Raw genomic sequence first — 17,022 nt, forward strand, 5'->3', positions numbered from 1 at the left:
TTTTCTTTTTTTTTAAAATTTATAAGCTAATCTTATTTGTATTCTTGGTATAAATTTAAAAGTATCAAGAGCTTCTTTTAAATTTTCTTTTTGGTTTGAAGTCGGTGAAAGTAAATTTGTTGCAGTTAATTCTACATCTGGTGATGAAGTAAAATAAGTACCAAATTCAACACCAAAACCAATTTTTTTCTTAGGTATAGCTCTACCAAAACCAAACCCTAGATAAGGAGCTACTCCGCTCCAAGTAATATCTGCGTTTATTTCACCAATATTTTCTTTGGTAATTGTAATATCTCCATATTTTACATCTTCTGTATATGTAATTAGGGCATTTGCATTTACTTTAGATAAAATACCTAGACCGGTTGTTAATTTAAATGAAGAGTTTTTAAATGGTAAATATTCAATACCTAAATCTATTATTGAAGATTCTATCGTTGCAAGTAGGTCTACAAAGTCATCTTTAATCTCTAGGTCTTCTTTTTCGAAATCTTCTAATTTAAAAATGTGCCAGACTACTTTTGCATTAAGTTTTGGGCTAATCTTTCTTGCATATTCTAATCCAAGACCAGGTGATCCAACAGAAATTGCAAATGCATTTTTCTTTTCAATTTCTTGTGATTGCCCTAGGAGACTAAAGCTAATAAGAAAAATAAATAATAGTTGTTTTTTTTTCATTTTCATCAATTTTTAATTTGTTAGACAAAATTAATATTTAATGAGAATGTTAAAATACCTACTTATAGGTATATTGACTCTTTAGTGGGGTTTTTGTGAATATTACAAAAATCCTCTCTTAAAAAAGTTGTAAATAGATTTTACATCAGCAGATAATGAGAATCTTATTTTTTCTGGATAAGCATTCTGAGATATTTCCCAACCGTTGTTGGAGTATAGTGGGAAATAAATTTCGAAGATCTCGTGTACAAAGTTGAAACGGATTCCGTTTTCATAGGCAAAATACAGAGGCTGATTTTTATTTTTTAAGAAAGCGACATCATTATAAACCTCTATCCATCTCCATAAACCAATGCTAGAATTATTAGAAACCATAAATTGATTAGCAAATCTAGTAGGTAATACAGATTTAAAACCACCTTCGTTAATAATGTATTGTTGGCTAAAGAAACCAGAGCTTTCAGATCTTCCTAAATAATTTAATTGAAATAGGTAGTCATTACTTCTATCTAAGCCAAAACTAAAATAATCTCCTTCTGTTTTATTATTAAAAAACACACCCGCAAAAAACCTAAAGTCTAATTGAGTATCTGTTGTTGTTAAGGTTCTAAATCTAAGATCTAATGTGGCTTTAGAAAACTTTTTAGCAAACTCTGTGCTAAAGCTGTACCTAAACTCTTTAATAATATCTGGGTTAGAGTAATTGTAACTTAAGCTAAGAACACTGTAGTTATCTTGGTCTGTTCTTATAGCGTCAGGTGCAATTTCTTTATCTATATGAATTAATTTTGCTCTTAAATATTCTGATGAAATGTCTCTTAATGTTTTTCTTTTAAAAGTGATGTCTACATAAGGGGTAAGAGATTTATATGATAAGTTAGGTGCGTAATCAGAGGTGCCTCCAGCCAAACCGTAAGCTACTTTGTATATTTTTGTTTTTTCAAAAAATTGATTATAAAGTAAAGAGAAGCTTCCAATTACTGTATTACTTTTTGTAGCATAATATGGAGCTATTTTAAATTCAAAATTTCTTTTTATCAGCGGTTTGTTGTGTAATTTTACCCCAAGAATTAAACCATTGTAAAAATTATAATTTATATCGGGTTGGTAAAAAACTTGATTAAAATTTGGGCTGCTTATGTCTTTTAAAAATGAAAACTTTAGAGGTTTGTTCAGGATTTTTTTATCAACTGTTTTCCAGTTATTCAAAGTGTTTAATTCTGGATATAAATTTTCATAATTTAATACAAAAGTATCGTAGTCTCCTTTTTTAAACTTTACTGTCTTAGTACTGTCAACGTCTGCTATCCATTTTTTTAATTTAATTTCTTCGTCTTTTATGGCGTAAAGAGCTAAAGGAGTCGTAATATTTCTTTTATTTTTAATGGTTACAGAAATACTGTCTTTTTCTTTTTTTACGCTTTCAATCTTATGATCTATTTTTTTATTGGTCTTTACAAAATCATTAAAAAACCAATCTAAATCTTTAGTAGTCTTAGAAGAAAGTAATTTGTTAAAATGAGTACTTGAAGTAATTTTTAATTGGTTATTCTGATAAAACTCTTGAATTGTTTGGTTTAAAATACTATCACCTAAATATCCTTTTAAAAAACGAAAACCTAAGCCAGCTTTGTATTTACTAACAATTTTTCTATTAAAATTTGAAAGAGAATCTGCAGAAGTATTTAATGCTTGATCTAAAAATTTACGAGCTGTAAATTGGTATACAAAAGGGTATTTATCATTAAAATCTAATTTAGAAATATTAAATCCTTTTACAAGCCAAGAGTTAGAAACTTTACCTAGAAGTTTTACTTCTGGATAATATTCCTCTACATATTCGATCATTAAATAGTTTTGTATACCGTCTATTAGCCAGTAATCTTTTCTTTTGTTTAAGAGTAAAGTATTTTCTATATACCTTTTTGTAAGTGCTTTAAACATAGTAACGTCCCATTTAAAAGTATCGGAAAATGGACGTAAGAAATTAGGTAATTGATTTAAACCATAGATTGGATTTTTATTTTGAGTAGCTTTGTCAATAAAAATTTCTAAATGAGGATATTTTCCTAAGTATTTTTGAATAAAAAGGATTTCTCTATTTAAGATACTTGTTGTTAAATTGTAATCTAATTCTTTAGAGAAAACATCTGTATGTACAGTAACTGTTTTTGTATTATAGGTTTTTAGTTGTTTTGTTTTGTTGATTCCAAGAATAACATCGGTTTTATTTTTTCCAACTAAATAGTAACTGTTTGTATTTTCTTTTTTTGTTTTATATTGATATAAGTTAGATTCTACTATTAAATCTTTGGGTACATCTATTTCTATTTTAAAATCAGTCCCTTTTTCGTATAAATCATCTAAATTTAAATTACTCATTAATTGCCAGCCATTGTCGTAAATAGCAGGTGTTAAATACCAATTCCTAAGATGATAACCTGTTTTTGTTTTTCCATATTTTGTAAAACGAGCACTGGGTGTTTTTACAATATATGTTATAGATATAGTGATTTTTGAATTTGGATGTAATGGTTTGTCAAGATCTATTTCTATGATGTCTGCTTGTTTGTCTAATTCTTTAAAATAGACATTTTCAAAATCGACAGAAAGACTTTTTATGGTAGATGAACCTAATTCTTGTGGTTTTGCAAAGTATAAATCTTTTCTAAAATCCTTAATAAAACGTTTAGATAATGGCGTTTTTCTGTCTCTGTAACTATTTGCCCAATTATGAAGATAAACTTTAGTTAATATAGAGTCTGATGGGTTATTAAAAACAATTTCTTGTTGAATTTTAAGCTCGTCTTTTTTGGTATCTAATTTAGATTTTATGCTGATAGAGTTCTGCTGTGAAAACACAAAACTGGATGCTAAGAAGCATATTAGTACTATGTAATAACGATTTTTCAATTAAATCTTTATTGTGTTAAATAGGGTTTATATTATAATAGCCTATCTTACTATAAAAAGACAGGCTATATAAAAGTGTAAATTAATATAATATTTTAGAAATTAGGCTTAAAATGATATTTATCGTAAAAATTATTAAGATGTTCGATAGCTTCCTCTGCAGTATCTACCAATCTAAAAAGGTCTAAATCCTTTTCGCTAATATTTCCTTCTTCTAAAAGAGTGTTTTTTATCCAATCTAATAAACCACCCCAGAATTTTGTTCCGACTAAAATAATAGGAAAACGACCAATTTTATGGGTTTGTATTAGTGTAATGGCTTCAAAAAGCTCATCCATAGTACCAAAACCACCAGGCATTACTACAAAACCTTGCGAGTATTTTACGAACATTACTTTACGTACAAAAAAGTAATCGAAATCTAAACTTTTCCCTTGGTCAATCCATGGGTTGTCATGCTGTTCAAAAGGCAATTCAATATTTAAACCTACAGAACTTCCTTTTCCTCTGTGAGCTCCTTTATTTCCTGCTTCCATAATTCCTGGTCCACCACCAGTAATTACACCGTAACCGTTGCGAGTTAATTGAAAAGCAACTTCTTCTGCTAATTTATAATATGGATGATCTGGTTTTGTTCTTGCAGATCCAAAAATAGATACTGATGGGCCAATTTTGCTTAAACGCTCATAACCATCTACAAACTCTGCCATTATTTTAAAAATAGCCCAAGAATCGTTTGTTTTTATCTCGTTCCAGGTTTTTGTTTGTAATTTTTCTTTTATTTTTCTATCATCACTTGTCATTATCTGTAATTTTTTAAAATTTATTTTTCTTTTTTCAAAAAAAAAGAAAGCTTGCTAAAATAGCTCTTTTTTAACATTACACGATGTTAAATGATTAAAATTTAATTCAATTCCTTTTTCAAAAATTTAGCAGTATAACTCGTTTTATGTTTTGCAATTTCTTCCGGAGTTCCGGTGCAAAGTATTTTTCCTCCTTTTTTTCCGCCTTCCATACCAACATCAATAATATAGTCGGCTAGTTTTATAACATCTAAATTGTGCTCTATAATTAGTACGGTATTTCCTTTATTGGCAAGTTTATTTAAAACGTCCATTAAAACCCTAATATCTTCAAAATGAAGTCCGGTTGTAGGTTCATCTAAAATATAGAAAGTATTTCCTGTATCTCTTTTAGATAGCTCTGATGCTAATTTAATTCGTTGTGCTTCCCCTCCAGAAAGTGTGGTAGATTGTTGCCCTAATGTTATGTACCCAAGCCCAACATCTTTAATTGTTTTTAATTTTCTGTGTATTTTTGGTATGAGTTCAAAGAAATCAGTAGCATCTTCAATCGTCATATTTAAAACATCAGAAATAGATTTTCCTTTGTATCTAATTTCTAAAGTTTCTCTATTAAATCGTTTTCCTTGGCAAGTTTCACATTCTACTTGTACGTCTGGTAAAAAGTTCATTTCTATCACACGAACTCCTCCACCTTGGCAAGTTTCACATCGTCCTCCTTTTACATTAAAAGAAAAGCGACCAGGTTTGTAACCACGAATTGCCGCTTCTGGTGTTTTTGCAAATAAACTTCTAATTTCACCAAAAGTACCTGTATAGGTTGCTGGGTTAGATCTTGGAGTTCTTCCAATAGGAGATTGATCGATGTCGATTACTTTATCTACATGCTCTAAACCTTCAATTTTTTTGTAAGGCATCGGTTTTTTGACGCCTCTATATATATGAGCGTTTAAAATAGGGTATAATGTTTCATTTATTAAGGTAGATTTTCCACTTCCAGAAACTCCAGTTACACAAATCATTTTTCCAAGTGGAAATTCTACAGAAACATTTTTTAGATTGTTTCCGGTTGCACCTTTTAGTTTGATGAAATTTCCATTTCCTTCTCTACGTTTTTTAGGAACCGCAATTTCTTTTCTTCCTGTTAGATAATCTGCTGTTAAAGTATTTTGTTTTTTTAAATCTTCAAAAGTTCCAGAGCTTACTATTTCACCTCCGTGTCTTCCTGCACCAGGACCAATATCGAACACAAAATCCGCATGTTCCATCATGTCTTTATCGTGTTCCACGACTAAAACAGAATTACCAATATCTCGTAATTTTACAAGGGAATCAATTAATTTTTGATTGTCTCGTTGGTGCAATCCAATACTTGGTTCATCTAAAATGTACAAAACACCTACTAATTGAGAACCAATTTGAGTTGCTAATCGAATTCTTTGTGCTTCTCCTCCAGAAAGTGATTTAGAGGTTCTGTCTAACGTTAAGTAATCTAAACCAACATCTAATAAAAACTGAATTCTAGTTCTAATTTCCTTTAAAATTTCAGCTGCAATAATTAGTTGTTTTTTTGATAAACTTTTTTCAATGTTTTTAAACCATTTTGCTAGTTCAGTAGCATCCATTTGTGCTAAATCGCTAATGTTTTTATCGATAATTTTAAAATGAAGCGCTTCTTTTTTTAATCTTTTTCCACCGCAGGTAGAACAAGAAACTTCATCCATAAAACCTTTAGCCCAACGTTTTATTGTGGTGCTTTCTGCACTGTCATATTGGTTTTCTATAAAAGAAATAATTCCTTCAAAATCTATTTTATAATTTCTAGTAACGCCGGCTGCTTTAGACTCAATTTCAAAAGACTCATTTCCTCCATTCAAAATTACGTCTAACGCTTCTTTTGGAATATTTTTTATAGGATCTGTTAATTTGAACTGATAACGTTCAGCAATATTTTCTATCTGTTTAAAAATCCAACTACTTTTTTGTTCTCCAAGTGGAGTAATTCCTCCTTTTTGTATGGAGAGAGAATTGTCTGGAATTACTTTTTCTAGGTTAATTTCATTTGTAATTCCTAATCCACTACATTTATTACATGCTCCTTTTGGCGAGTTAAATGAAAAAGTATTCGGTTCTGGGTTTGGATATGCAATTCCAGATGTTGGACACATTAATTCTCTACTAAAATAACGAGGTTCATTGTTGTCAATGTCAATAACCATCATAATGTTATTTCCAGAATATAATGCTGTTTTTATAGTTTCTTCTAAGCGTTTTTCAATAGAATCATTTATCAAAAGTCTGTCTATTACAACCTCAATATCATGCGTTTTATATCTGTCTAAACGCATTCCTTTTTCTATTTCTTTTATTTCTCCATCAACCCGAACACGTAAAAAACCTTGTTTAGAAATTTGTTCAAAAAGTTCACGATAATGTCCTTTTCTAGATTTTACTAAAGGTGCTAAAACAGCAATTTTTTTATCAGCAAAATCCTTTAAAATAAGTTGTCTAATTTGTTCATCAGAATAACTTACCATTTTTTCTCCAGTATTATAGGAATACGCATCTGCGGCTCTTGCAAACAATAGTCTTAAAAAATCATAAATTTCAGTAATAGTACCAACCGTAGAACGCGGACTTTTATTAGTTGTTTTCTGTTCTATGGATATTACTGGTGAAAGCCCATCAATTTTATCAACATCGGGTCTTTCTAATCCGCCTAAAAACTGACGTGCATATGCTGAAAAAGTTTCAATATATCGCCTTTGTCCTTCTGCATAAATAGTGTCAAAAGCTAAAGAAGATTTTCCACTTCCGCTTAACCCAGTTATTACAACTAGTTTTTCACGAGGGATTTTTACATCAATATTTTTTAAGTTATGGACTCTTGCTCCGTATACTTCTATATATTCTTGGTCTTTCAAATGAGATCTTTTTGGAAAAACGCAAAGTTAAAGAAACCAATTTTAATTTAAGGATGATTGTTTAACGCTTTTGATGTTAAACTTTTATAGAAATATTCCATAATAAGAACAGTAATTTAAAAAATGTTGTTATCAATTGATAAAATACTATATTGCATTTAAATTATTTGAACTTAAATGATAGATAGTATTCGACATTTTTTTGAAAGAAATGGATTTCATGTTTCGTCAAGATTAGCAGATAGAATAGGGATGAGAGCCTTAAATGTGCGCTTATTTTTTATTTATGTCACTTTTTTTACGGTAGGTTTGTCTTTTGGTTTTTACTTAACATTAGCATTTTTATTAAAGTTAAAAGATACGGTGTACACTAAAAGAAGTTCTGTCTTTGATCTATAATATATGAAGATAGCTGTATTAGAATCTAAAATTAATAAAACTTTATTTTTAGTTATTGCTATATTATCTTTAGGCACAATAGGGTATATGGTGCTTTCTAATTACTCTTTTATAGATGCATTGTATATGACGGTTATTACCGTTACTACTGTCGGTTTTGGTGAGTTGAGACCATTTTCTCCGGAAGAAAAAGTTTTTACAATATTTTTAATTTTAACTAGTATTACTATTTTTGGATATGCTGTTTCAGCTTTTTCAGAATATTTAGTAAGTGGTAGATTATTTGAACATTTTAAGCATAGAAAAGTGGAAAAAAAAATAGCAAGTTTAAAAGGGCATACCATTGTTTGTGGATATGGAAGAAATGGAAAACAAGCAATTTTAAAGTTAAAAAATTATAATAAAGACTTTGTTGTTATTGAAAAAAGTAAAGAAAGAATAGAAATATTAGATGCAGCTGGGGTTTTAAATATAAGCGGAGATGCAACTTTAGATGAAACCTTATTGAGAGCAGGTATAGAAAAAGCGTCCTATTTAATTACTGCTTTACCCTCGGATGCTAATAATTTGTTTGTAGTTTTAACGGTGAGTCAATTAAATAAAGAGTGCAAAGTAATAAGTAGGGCATCTAATGAGTCTTCTTTTAGTAAACTAAAAATTGCAGGAGCAAGCAATGTAATTATGCCAGATAAATTAGGAGGAGATCATATGGCTTCATTGGTAACTACACCAGATGTTATTGAGTTTGTAGACCGTTTAACTATAGAAGGAGAGACTACAGCTAACTTAGAAGAAATAGCTGTAGACGATTTGCCAGAAAAATATATCAATAAAACGCTCTTAGATTTAGATTTAAGAAAAAAAACAGGATGTACGGTTATCGGTTTTATAGGTCCTAATAAAGAATACATTATAAATCCGGAAGCAGACTGTCTACTTATTAAAGGATCTCATTTAATTGTCTTGGGGAGACCAAATCAAATAATTAAATTAAGAGCGTTGTTTTAGTTTCATAAAATATGAAAAGAATCTTTGGGGTTATTGATTTTTTTTTACCTAAAATAAAACGCTAAAAAATATAAAATAAGAAATCTATCTATGATTAAAGTTGTGATTACGGGAAGTAACGGGTTGTTAGGTCAATCTTTATTAGGTTTATTGCTTAAAGAAAAAGAAGCTTACCAAGTTTTTGGATTTTCAAGAGGAGATAATAGAAGTGGGAGAAATGATTTTTCTTATGTTTCTATTGATATTACTGAAGAAGAAAATCTTAAAAAAGTATTATTAGATATTCAGCCAGATTTTATTATCAATACGGCAGCAATGACACAAGTTGATGACTGTGAAAACCAGAAGGCAGCATGTGATTTGTTAAATATAACGGTTGTAAAATGGTTGTCAGAAATATCAGCAGAACTAAATGCTCATTTAATTCATATTTCTACGGATTTTATTTTTGATGGAATAAAAGGAAATTATAAAGAGACGGATATTGCAAATCCATTAAGTTATTATGGATCTTCGAAATTAAAATCTGAAGCACTTTTATTAGAGTCAAGCATAAATTACACGATATTAAGAACTATTTTAGTTTACGGAAAAGTGTTTGATATGAGCCGAAGTAATATTGTACTATGGGTTAGAGAGATGTTAGAGAAAGGAAAAGAAATTACTATTGTAGACGATCAATTTAGAACACCAACCTATGTAGAGGACTTAGCCTTAGCTTGTAAGATCTCTATGGATAAAAAAGCAACAGGTATTTTTAATATATCATCAAATGAATTATTAAGTGTTTATGAAATTGCGCAACAAATAGCAGTTACTTTTAATTTAGATAAAAACTTAATTAAACCAATATCAACATCCACTTTAAATCAGACGGCACCAAGACCTGCAAAAACAGGTTTTGATTTATCTAAAACCAATAAAATACTAGAATTTTATCCAAAGTCATTTAAAGAAGATTTACAAAGATTTAAAGAAATCTTAATATAAAATTTGGATTTATCTGCTAAAAGTTGTGAAAAGAGCAAATTTTTAGGATATTGCGAGTTACTAATTGAAAAAACAATAATTTATATATTATGAAGAAACGAATTCTGTCAATGTTTTTATTGGCAATCCCCATGTTAACATTTGCACAAGAAAAAGGACTAGATCAACAAATCGATAAAGCTTTCGGAGATGCAACAGGTTGGTTTGTGAACCTTATTTTCTACCAAATTCCATTTACAGATACAATTAGAATATACTGGGTGTTGTTTCCACTTATTTTAGGAGCACTTTATTTTACGTTTTACTTCAATTTTATAAATTTTAGAGGTTTTTTTACATCAATAAATATTGTTAGAGGTAAGTATGACGATTTAGAAGAAAGAGAAAATCATAAAGTAGAAATATCTAAATCTACATTTACAGATGAAGAAGATAATCCAGATACTATAAGAGTAGAGGGACATGAAGGTGAGGTTTCTCACTTTCAAGCTTTAACGGCAGCATTGTCTGCAACCGTTGGTTTAGGAAATATTGCAGGTGTAGCAATTGCTGTTTCCATTGGTGGTGCAGGTGCTACTTTTTGGATGATTGTTGCTGGGTTTCTAGGAATGGCTTCTAAATTTGTAGAGTGTACATTAGGTGTTAAATATAGAGATATTGAATCGGACGGAACCGTTTATGGTGGTCCGATGTATTATTTAACAAAAGGATTAAAAAATAAAACTTTAGGTAAAATATTAGCAGGTTTATTTGCTGTATTTGTTATTGGAGGTTCTTTTGGAGGAGGAAACATGTTTCAAGTAAATCAAGCTTTTCAATTAGTACAAAACATAACAGGAGGGTCAGAGTCATTTTTAGCCGGTAAAGGTTGGTTATTTGGTCTTGTAATGGCAATCTTAGTAGGTATTGTAATTATTGGAGGAATCAAAAAAATAGCAAAAGTAACAGATAAAATTGTTCCTTTTATGGTAGCAATTTATGTTGCAGCAGCGTTGTTTGTAATCTTTGCAAACTATACTATGATTGGCGATGCATTTTTACAAATATTTAATGGTGCATTTAGTCCAGAAGGTATTGCTGGTGGAGCAGTAGGGGTATTGGTACAAGGATTTAGAAGAGCAGCTTTTTCAAATGAAGCAGGTATTGGTTCTGCATCTATTGCGCATTCTGCTGTAAAAACTAAATATGCAGCAAGTGAAGGTATGGTTGCTTTATTAGAGCCATTTATAGATACTGTTGTAGTTTGTACAATGACAGCATTGGTATTAATTATCACAGGTAATGTTGCGGCAGAAAATGCCTCTTTAAATGATGCACAAGCAATATTATTAACATCAGGTGCATTCGAATCTGCAATTTCTTGGTTTCCGTATGTGTTAACGGTTGCAGTTGTTTTATTTGCATTTAGTTCTATGATCTCTTGGTCTTACTATGGTTTTCAAGGTTGGGTGTTTTTATTCGGAAGGTCTAAGAAAATGGAATATACATATAAAATAATTTTCTGTATATTCGTAGTAATCGGAGCGGCAGCAAGTTTAGGTTCTGTAATTGGTTTCTCTGATGCAATGGTTTTTGCAATGATGGTTCCAAACATGATTGGTTTAATAATTCTTGCACCTAAAGTAAAAGAAGAACTAAATAAATATATGGCTGCTATAAAGTCTAGGACAAAAGCGTAAATCACTTTTTATGAAAATATTAAAATCCCATTTCTGGTATCACAAAAGCCAAAGAAATGGGATTTTCTTTTTAATACTACTTATCCTTATCATACAATCTGTAATTGTCTTTGGTAATTTTTCTTCGGATGACAAAATAGACCTTAATTCTAAACAGGTTTTAGCATTTCATCAACAAATAGATAGTATACGAACGATTGAAATAGAAAATAGAAAGCCTAAAATTTATCCATTTAATCCTAATTATATTACAGACAGTAAAGGGGAACAATTAGGGATGTCTATAGAGGAGATAGATCGGTTATTGGCTTTTAGAAAAACAAATAAATTTGTCAACTCAAAAAGTGAGTTTCAAAGAGTAACCCAAATTTCTGATTCTTTACTACATAAAATTGCACCGTATTTTAAGTTTCCAAATTGGGTTGTCAAACAAAATTCTAGCCCATCATCTTCAGGCAGAAAGCAAATTTATTATAAAAAGAATGAAAAAATTGTATCTACTACAGATATCAATAAAGCAACTGCCCAAGATTTTAGAACGGTAAGTGGAGTCGGAGCCGCTTTTTCCGAACGAATTATAAACTATCGAACAAAGCTACAAGGCTTTTCTATTGAAGATCAACTAAAGGAAGTTTGGGGATTAGATGTAGAAGTTGCAAATAAAGTATTATCAAAATTTAAAATAGTTGATAAACCAATTATCAATAAAATAAATGTAAATACAGCTTCATTTAAAGCACTTTTAAAGAATCCTTATATTGATTATTCGTTGTGTAAAAAGATTTTTGAATACAGAGATGAAGTAGCCGAACTTCAAAATATTTCTGAATTAAAAAACATCATAGATTTTCCGTTAGATAAATATGATAGAATAGTCTTATATTTGATGGCTGAATAACAAACCACAAACACATTTATTGGCTTATGAGCAGTATGTATTTTACTGAAGAGCACGAAGCTTTCCGTGCAAGTTTTAAAGAGTTTTTGAAAAAAGAAGTAATTCCTCATATAGATAAATGGGAAAAAGAAGGTAGTATAGAACGTTTTATTTGGAAGAAATTTGGAGAAATGGGCTATTTCGGTTTAAACACTCCAGAAGAGTTCGGAGGCTTAAATTTAGATTTATTTTATACAGTTATCTTTTTAGAAGAATTGCAGAAAGTTAATTCAGGTGGTTTTGCTGCTGCAATGTGGGCGCACGAATATTTAGCCATGACGCACTTAACTAAAGAAGGTAATGATTTTATAAAAAATAAATATTTAACACCAAGTATAGAGGGAGATATGATTGGTTGCATGTGTATCACTGAACCATTTGGTGGGTCTGATGTTGCAGGTATGCGTTCTACAGCAATTAAGCAAGGAGATACCTATATTTTAAACGGTTCAAAAACTTTTATTACAAATGGCGTTTATTCAGATTATTTAATTGTAGCAGCAAAAACAGATCCTTCAGATAGATATAAAGGAATTAGCATCTTTGTGGTAGATAGAGCCTCAAAAGGACTTACAGCTACAAAGTTAGATAAGTTAGGTTGGAAAGCATCAGATACCGGAGAAATAGCATTTGATAATGTAGAAATTCCTGCAGAAAATTTATTAGGAGAAGAAGGAAAAGGATTCCCTTATATTATGCAACATTTTGCCTTAGAAAGATTGGTAATGGGTGTAAATGCACATGCTAGAGCAGAATTTGCGCTAGAATATGCTTTAAATTATATGCAAGAACGAATTGCTTTTGGTAAATCTTTAGATAAATTTCAAGTATTAAGGCATAAAATAGCAGAAATGGCAAGTAGAGTAGATATGTGTAAAGAATACAACTACTCAATTACAAAACGTCTCGACGATGGTCAATATGTAGTAAAGGAGGCAAGTATGTCTAAATTACTCTCTACAAAAATGGCAGATGAAGTTATTTACGACGCTTTGCAAATGTTAGGCGGTTATGGTTATATGGAAGATTACCCGATGGCGCGTTTATTAAGAGATAGTAGATTAGGACCCATAGGAGGTGGGACTTCAGAAATCTTAAAAGAGATTATCGCAAAGATTGTAATTGATAAGAAAGAATATAAACCAGCAACATAAGGTTTCCAAAACATTGTAAGTATCAATTAAAAAAAATAATTTTTGAATACACTGGACACTCTTTTTTAGGCCGTTTCCTAAAGGTCGGGCTTTCACTACTCGCTTTTTTCGTGCCTCAAAAGAGCTCAAACAAGTCGTTCAATCCCTAACACATATGGCTTTTTTAAAATATATTGTAATAACTAATTGTCAATTCATAATTTGTAATTACATTTGCAGTCCAAAAAATAAAAATAATAGTTTAAATACTATTCTAAAATATAAAGAGACTATGAAGGGAGGTGCCAACTTATGTTAATTATACCAATTAAAGAAGGAGAGAATATCGATAGAGCTTTAAAGCGTTACAAGAGAAAATTCGATCGTACAAAAACGATGAAAAACTTACGTGCTAGAAAGAACTTCACAAAACCTTCTGTAGCAAACAGAGCTCAAAGAATTAAAGCTTCTTACGTTCAGAGATTAAGAACACAAGAAGAAGTAGGTTAGAAATAACTTAATTCTAAGAAATAAAACCCGTATTGAATTTTCAATACGGGTTTTTTGTGTTCAATTTTTTGTAAATTTACTAACACTTAATATCTAACAATTTGATTGATCCTTTTTTAGAATATTTGTCTTTTGAGAAAAAATACTCTTTACATACTATTACTGCTTATAAAAACGATTTAACCTCATTTAGAGATTTTTTAGAGACGGAGTATGGTCAAGAAAGTTTGTTAGAAGTGCATTATCCACAAATTAGAAGTTGGATTGTTTTTTTAGTAGATACTCAAATATCAAATAGAACCATTAATAGAAAGGTAAGTTCTTTAAAGTCTTTTTATAAATTTTTACAAAAAACCAAACAGGTAGAACTAAATCCGCTTTCTAAGCATAAAGCCTTAAAAACAGAAAAAAGAGTTCAGGTGCCTTTTACATCAAAAGAAATTAATGAGGTTATCAATCAAATAGAAAAAGAGGTCGATGTTACTTTTACATCCATTAGAAACAAATTAATTGTTGAATTGTTTTATTCCACAGGTATTAGAAGAGCAGAGTTAATTAATATAAAAGAAAGAGACGTTAGTTTATTAGATAAAACTATAAAAGTATTGGGGAAAAGAAATAAAGAACGCTTTGTGCCTTTATTAGATACTGTTATTCAAACGTTAAAACAATATTTAAAACTTAAACAAGAATTTACAATTGGTTTAGAGGAGCTTTTTATTACCGAAAAAGGAAATAAAATTTATGAAACTCTTGTTTACAGAATTATTAATACCTACTTTAGTCAAGTCTCTTCAAAGCAGAAAAAAAGCCCTCACATATTAAGGCATTCTTTTGCAACACATCTTTTAAATGAAGGGGCAGATATAAATTCAGTTAAAGAGTTGTTAGGGCATTCATCTTTAGCTTCAACACAAGTCTATACGCAAAATAGTCTTGCTGTTATTAAAAAAGTATATAATCAGGCTCACCCTAAGAGTCATAAAACACAATAAAATATGAAAGTATTCACGCAATCAGTTAATTTTAATGCAGATAAAGAACTTATAGCATATGTAGATGAAAAGGTTTTATCATTAACTAAATTTCACGATAAGATAGTTGACGCAGAAGTTTTTTTAAAAGTGATTAATACGAGCGATAAAGAAAATAAAGTTACAGAAGTTAAGATAAATATACCAGGAAGTGAGTTAATCATAAAAAGAGAGGCAAAAACCTTTGAAGAGGGCGTTAATGCTGCGGTTGATAATTTAAAAAGACAGTTAAAAAGGTCTAAAGAAAAGCTTCGAGACTCTGTTAATTCATAAAAATGAAAAAAAAAATGAAAAAACTTTAAAAAAAGTTTTGAAAACTGAAATAACTTCGTACATTTGCAATCCGTTAGAAATAGCGGATTGTTTTTTACATCAAAAGCCGATGTAGCTCAGCTGGCTAGAGCAGCTGATTTGTAATCAGCAGGTCGTGGGTTCGAGTCCCTCCATCGGCTCAAAAACAATAAGAATTGCGAAAGCAATTAAGTTCATTGAAATAGTAAATTAAAGGGGAGATACTCAAGCGGCCAACGAGGACGGACTGTAACTCCGTTGACTACGTCTTCGCAGGTTCGAATCCTGCTCTCCCCACAATTTACATATTATTGCGAAAGTAGCTCAGTTGGTAGAGCGTCAGCCTTCCAAGCTGAATGTCGCCGGTTCGAACCCGGTCTTTCGCTCAATTTTATCAGCAAGCCGGTGTAGCTCAGTTGGTAGAGCGCATCCTTGGTAGGGATGAGGTCGTGGGTTCAAATCCCATCGCTGGCTCATATAATATTTATCATTACACACTAAATATAATAAACTAAAGAATTAAAATTAATAATTATGGCAAAAGGAACTTTTGACCGTTCGAAACCACACTTAAACATTGGTACTATCGGACACGTAGATCACGGTAAAACAACTTTAACTGCGGCTATTACTAAAGTATTAGCTGATGCAGGATTTTCTGAAGCTAGGTCTTTTGATCAGATTGATAATGCACCAGAAGAAAAAGAAAGAGGTATTACAATTAATACTTCTCACGTAGAGTATCAAACTGCTAATCGTCACTATGCGCACGTTGACTGTCCTGGTCACGCGGATTATGTGAAGAACATGGTTACAGGTGCTGCTCAAATGGACGGTGCTATTTTAGTTGTTGCTGCTACAGATGGGCCAATGCCTCAAACTAGAGAGCATATCTTATTAGGTCGTCAGGTTGGTATTCCTCGTATGGTTGTATTCATGAATAAAGTGGATATGGTTGATGATGAAGAATTAATCGAATTAGTAGATATGGAAGTAAGAGAATTACTTTCTTTCTATGAGTATGATGGTGATAACGGACCGGTAATTGCTGGATCTGCATTAGGTGCACTTAATGGTGAGCAAAAATGGGTTGATACTGTTTTAGAATTAATGGAAGCAGTTGATGCTTGGATTGAGGAGCCTTTAAGAGAAGTTGATAAAGATTTCTTAATGCCAGTTGAGGATGTATTCTCTATTACTGGACGTGGTACTGTTGCAACTGGTCGTATTGAGACTGGTATTGCTAATACAGGTGATGTTGTAGATATTATTGGTATGGGAGCTGAAAAAATGACTTCTACTATTACTGGTATTGAAATGTTCCGTCAAATCTTAGATAGAGGTGAGGCAGGAGATAATGCAGGTATCTTATTAAGAGGTATTGCAAAAGAAGACATAAAAAGAGGAATGGTAATCTGTAAGCCAGGTTCTGTAACTCCACATGCTAAGTTTAAAGCAGAAGTTTATGTTCTTAAGAAAGAAGAAGGTGGTCGTCACACTCCATTCCATAACAACTATCGTCCACAGTTCTATGTAAGAACTACAGATGTAACAGGTACTATTAATTTACCTGAAGGAGTTGAAATGGTTATGCCAGGAGATAACTTAACAATTACAGTAGATTTAATTCAACCAATCGCATTAAATGTTGGTTTACGTTTTGCAATCCGTGAGGGTGGTAGAACAGTTGGAGCAGGTCAGGTTACTGAATTATTAGACTAAG

14 protein-coding genes and 4 tRNA genes are annotated in these 17,022 nt (G+C 30.9%); 14 read left to right on the forward strand and 4 right to left on the reverse strand.

The window, feature by feature from the left end; translation table 11 throughout:
• Window positions 1-12: 12 nt before the first annotated feature.
• From H0I27_RS05650 to uvrA, 4 genes are all read right to left on the reverse strand, one after another.
• Window positions 13-678: a hypothetical protein gene (locus H0I27_RS05650; protein ID WP_218732895.1), complete on the reverse strand. Its 666-nt coding sequence runs from the start codon at window positions 676-678 to the stop codon at window positions 13-15.
• Between the two features lie 102 nt (window positions 679-780).
• The gene (locus tag H0I27_RS05655; RefSeq protein WP_254713148.1) at window positions 781-3,540 is read right to left on the reverse strand and encodes an aminopeptidase; all 2,760 of its coding nucleotides are present in this window, start codon (window positions 3,538-3,540) and stop codon (window positions 781-783) included.
• A 146-nt stretch (window positions 3,541-3,686) separates the two neighbouring features.
• Entirely contained in the window at window positions 3,687-4,394 is a 708-nt protein-coding gene (locus H0I27_RS05660) for a TIGR00730 family Rossman fold protein (RefSeq protein ID WP_208888706.1), read from the reverse strand.
• Window positions 4,395-4,495: 101 nt separating this feature from the next.
• The gene (gene uvrA / locus H0I27_RS05665; protein WP_218732897.1) at window positions 4,496-7,318 is read right to left on the reverse strand and encodes an excinuclease ABC subunit UvrA; all 2,823 of its coding nucleotides are present in this window, start codon (window positions 7,316-7,318) and stop codon (window positions 4,496-4,498) included.
• Between the two features lie 177 nt (window positions 7,319-7,495).
• Between uvrA and H0I27_RS05670 the strand changes: the two genes are divergently transcribed.
• From H0I27_RS05670 to tuf, 14 genes are all read left to right on the forward strand, one after another.
• Complete coding sequence (locus H0I27_RS05670) at window positions 7,496-7,717, forward strand: PspC domain-containing protein (protein ID WP_218732898.1); 222 nt, start codon at window positions 7,496-7,498, stop codon at window positions 7,715-7,717.
• A 3-nt stretch (window positions 7,718-7,720) separates the two neighbouring features.
• Window positions 7,721-8,725, forward strand: a complete 1,005-nt coding sequence (locus H0I27_RS05675) for a TrkA family potassium uptake protein (protein WP_218732899.1) — start codon at window positions 7,721-7,723, stop codon at window positions 8,723-8,725.
• A gap of 90 nt (window positions 8,726-8,815) precedes the next feature.
• Window positions 8,816-9,715 (forward strand): NAD(P)-dependent oxidoreductase, encoded by a 900-nt coding sequence (locus H0I27_RS05680; protein WP_218732900.1) that lies wholly within the window; start codon window positions 8,816-8,818, stop codon window positions 9,713-9,715.
• A gap of 89 nt (window positions 9,716-9,804) precedes the next feature.
• Window positions 9,805-11,394 carry a sodium:alanine symporter family protein gene (locus H0I27_RS05685; protein ID WP_218732901.1) on the forward strand — a complete coding sequence of 530 codons (1,590 nt, stop codon included), beginning with the start codon at window positions 9,805-9,807 and terminating at the stop codon, window positions 11,392-11,394.
• A 10-nt stretch (window positions 11,395-11,404) separates the two neighbouring features.
• Window positions 11,405-12,292 (forward strand): helix-hairpin-helix domain-containing protein, encoded by an 888-nt coding sequence (locus H0I27_RS05690; protein WP_218732902.1) that lies wholly within the window; start codon window positions 11,405-11,407, stop codon window positions 12,290-12,292.
• Between the two features lie 26 nt (window positions 12,293-12,318).
• Complete coding sequence (locus tag H0I27_RS05695; RefSeq protein WP_218732903.1) at window positions 12,319-13,485, forward strand: acyl-CoA dehydrogenase family protein; 1,167 nt, start codon at window positions 12,319-12,321, stop codon at window positions 13,483-13,485.
• A gap of 291 nt (window positions 13,486-13,776) precedes the next feature.
• Window positions 13,777-13,974, forward strand: a complete 198-nt coding sequence (gene rpsU / locus H0I27_RS05700) for a 30S ribosomal protein S21 (protein WP_036822200.1) — start codon at window positions 13,777-13,779, stop codon at window positions 13,972-13,974.
• Between the two features lie 101 nt (window positions 13,975-14,075).
• Complete coding sequence (locus H0I27_RS05705) at window positions 14,076-14,969, forward strand: tyrosine-type recombinase/integrase (protein WP_218732904.1); 894 nt, start codon at window positions 14,076-14,078, stop codon at window positions 14,967-14,969.
• 3 nt (window positions 14,970-14,972) lie between these two features.
• Window positions 14,973-15,281, forward strand: a complete 309-nt coding sequence (raiA, locus tag H0I27_RS05710; RefSeq protein ID WP_165732787.1) for a ribosome-associated translation inhibitor RaiA — start codon at window positions 14,973-14,975, stop codon at window positions 15,279-15,281.
• A gap of 105 nt (window positions 15,282-15,386) precedes the next feature.
• A tRNA-Thr gene (locus H0I27_RS05715) sits at window positions 15,387-15,460 on the forward strand.
• A gap of 54 nt (window positions 15,461-15,514) precedes the next feature.
• Window positions 15,515-15,596, forward strand: a tRNA-Tyr gene (locus H0I27_RS05720).
• A gap of 16 nt (window positions 15,597-15,612) precedes the next feature.
• Window positions 15,613-15,685: transfer RNA gene (locus H0I27_RS05725), tRNA-Gly, on the forward strand.
• A gap of 15 nt (window positions 15,686-15,700) precedes the next feature.
• Window positions 15,701-15,773 (forward strand) — tRNA-Thr (locus H0I27_RS05730).
• 60 nt (window positions 15,774-15,833) lie between these two features.
• Window positions 15,834-17,021 carry an elongation factor Tu gene (gene tuf / locus H0I27_RS05735; RefSeq protein ID WP_218732905.1) on the forward strand — a complete coding sequence of 396 codons (1,188 nt, stop codon included), beginning with the start codon at window positions 15,834-15,836 and terminating at the stop codon, window positions 17,019-17,021.
• Window position 17,022: the final 1 nt, after the last annotated feature.

Source organism: Polaribacter sp. HaHaR_3_91 (genome assembly GCF_019278525.1).
In the GTDB taxonomy this organism is placed as follows: domain Bacteria; phylum Bacteroidota; class Bacteroidia; order Flavobacteriales; family Flavobacteriaceae; genus Polaribacter.

What these genes read in the sequence shown, in the direction of transcription:
- H0I27_RS05660 (WP_208888706.1), bottom strand. Translation starts at nt 4,394, where the DNA reads ATGACAAGTGATGATAGAAAAATAAAAGAAAAATTACAAACAAAAACC.
- tuf (WP_218732905.1), top strand. Translation starts at nt 15,834, where the DNA reads ATGGCAAAAGGAACTTTTGACCGTTCGAAACCACACTTAAACATTGGT.
- rpsU (WP_036822200.1), top strand. Translation starts at nt 13,777, where the DNA reads ATGTTAATTATACCAATTAAAGAAGGAGAGAATATCGATAGAGCTTTA.
- raiA (WP_165732787.1), top strand. Translation starts at nt 14,973, where the DNA reads ATGAAAGTATTCACGCAATCAGTTAATTTTAATGCAGATAAAGAACTT.
- H0I27_RS05675 (WP_218732899.1), top strand. Translation starts at nt 7,721, where the DNA reads ATGAAGATAGCTGTATTAGAATCTAAAATTAATAAAACTTTATTTTTA.
- H0I27_RS05685 (WP_218732901.1), top strand. Translation starts at nt 9,805, where the DNA reads ATGAAGAAACGAATTCTGTCAATGTTTTTATTGGCAATCCCCATGTTA.
- H0I27_RS05690 (WP_218732902.1), top strand. Translation starts at nt 11,405, where the DNA reads ATGAAAATATTAAAATCCCATTTCTGGTATCACAAAAGCCAAAGAAAT.
- H0I27_RS05695 (WP_218732903.1), top strand. Translation starts at nt 12,319, where the DNA reads ATGAGCAGTATGTATTTTACTGAAGAGCACGAAGCTTTCCGTGCAAGT.
- H0I27_RS05650 (WP_218732895.1), bottom strand. Translation starts at nt 678, where the DNA reads ATGAAAAAAAAACAACTATTATTTATTTTTCTTATTAGCTTTAGTCTC.
- H0I27_RS05680 (WP_218732900.1), top strand. Translation starts at nt 8,816, where the DNA reads ATGATTAAAGTTGTGATTACGGGAAGTAACGGGTTGTTAGGTCAATCT.
- H0I27_RS05670 (WP_218732898.1), top strand. Translation starts at nt 7,496, where the DNA reads ATGATAGATAGTATTCGACATTTTTTTGAAAGAAATGGATTTCATGTT.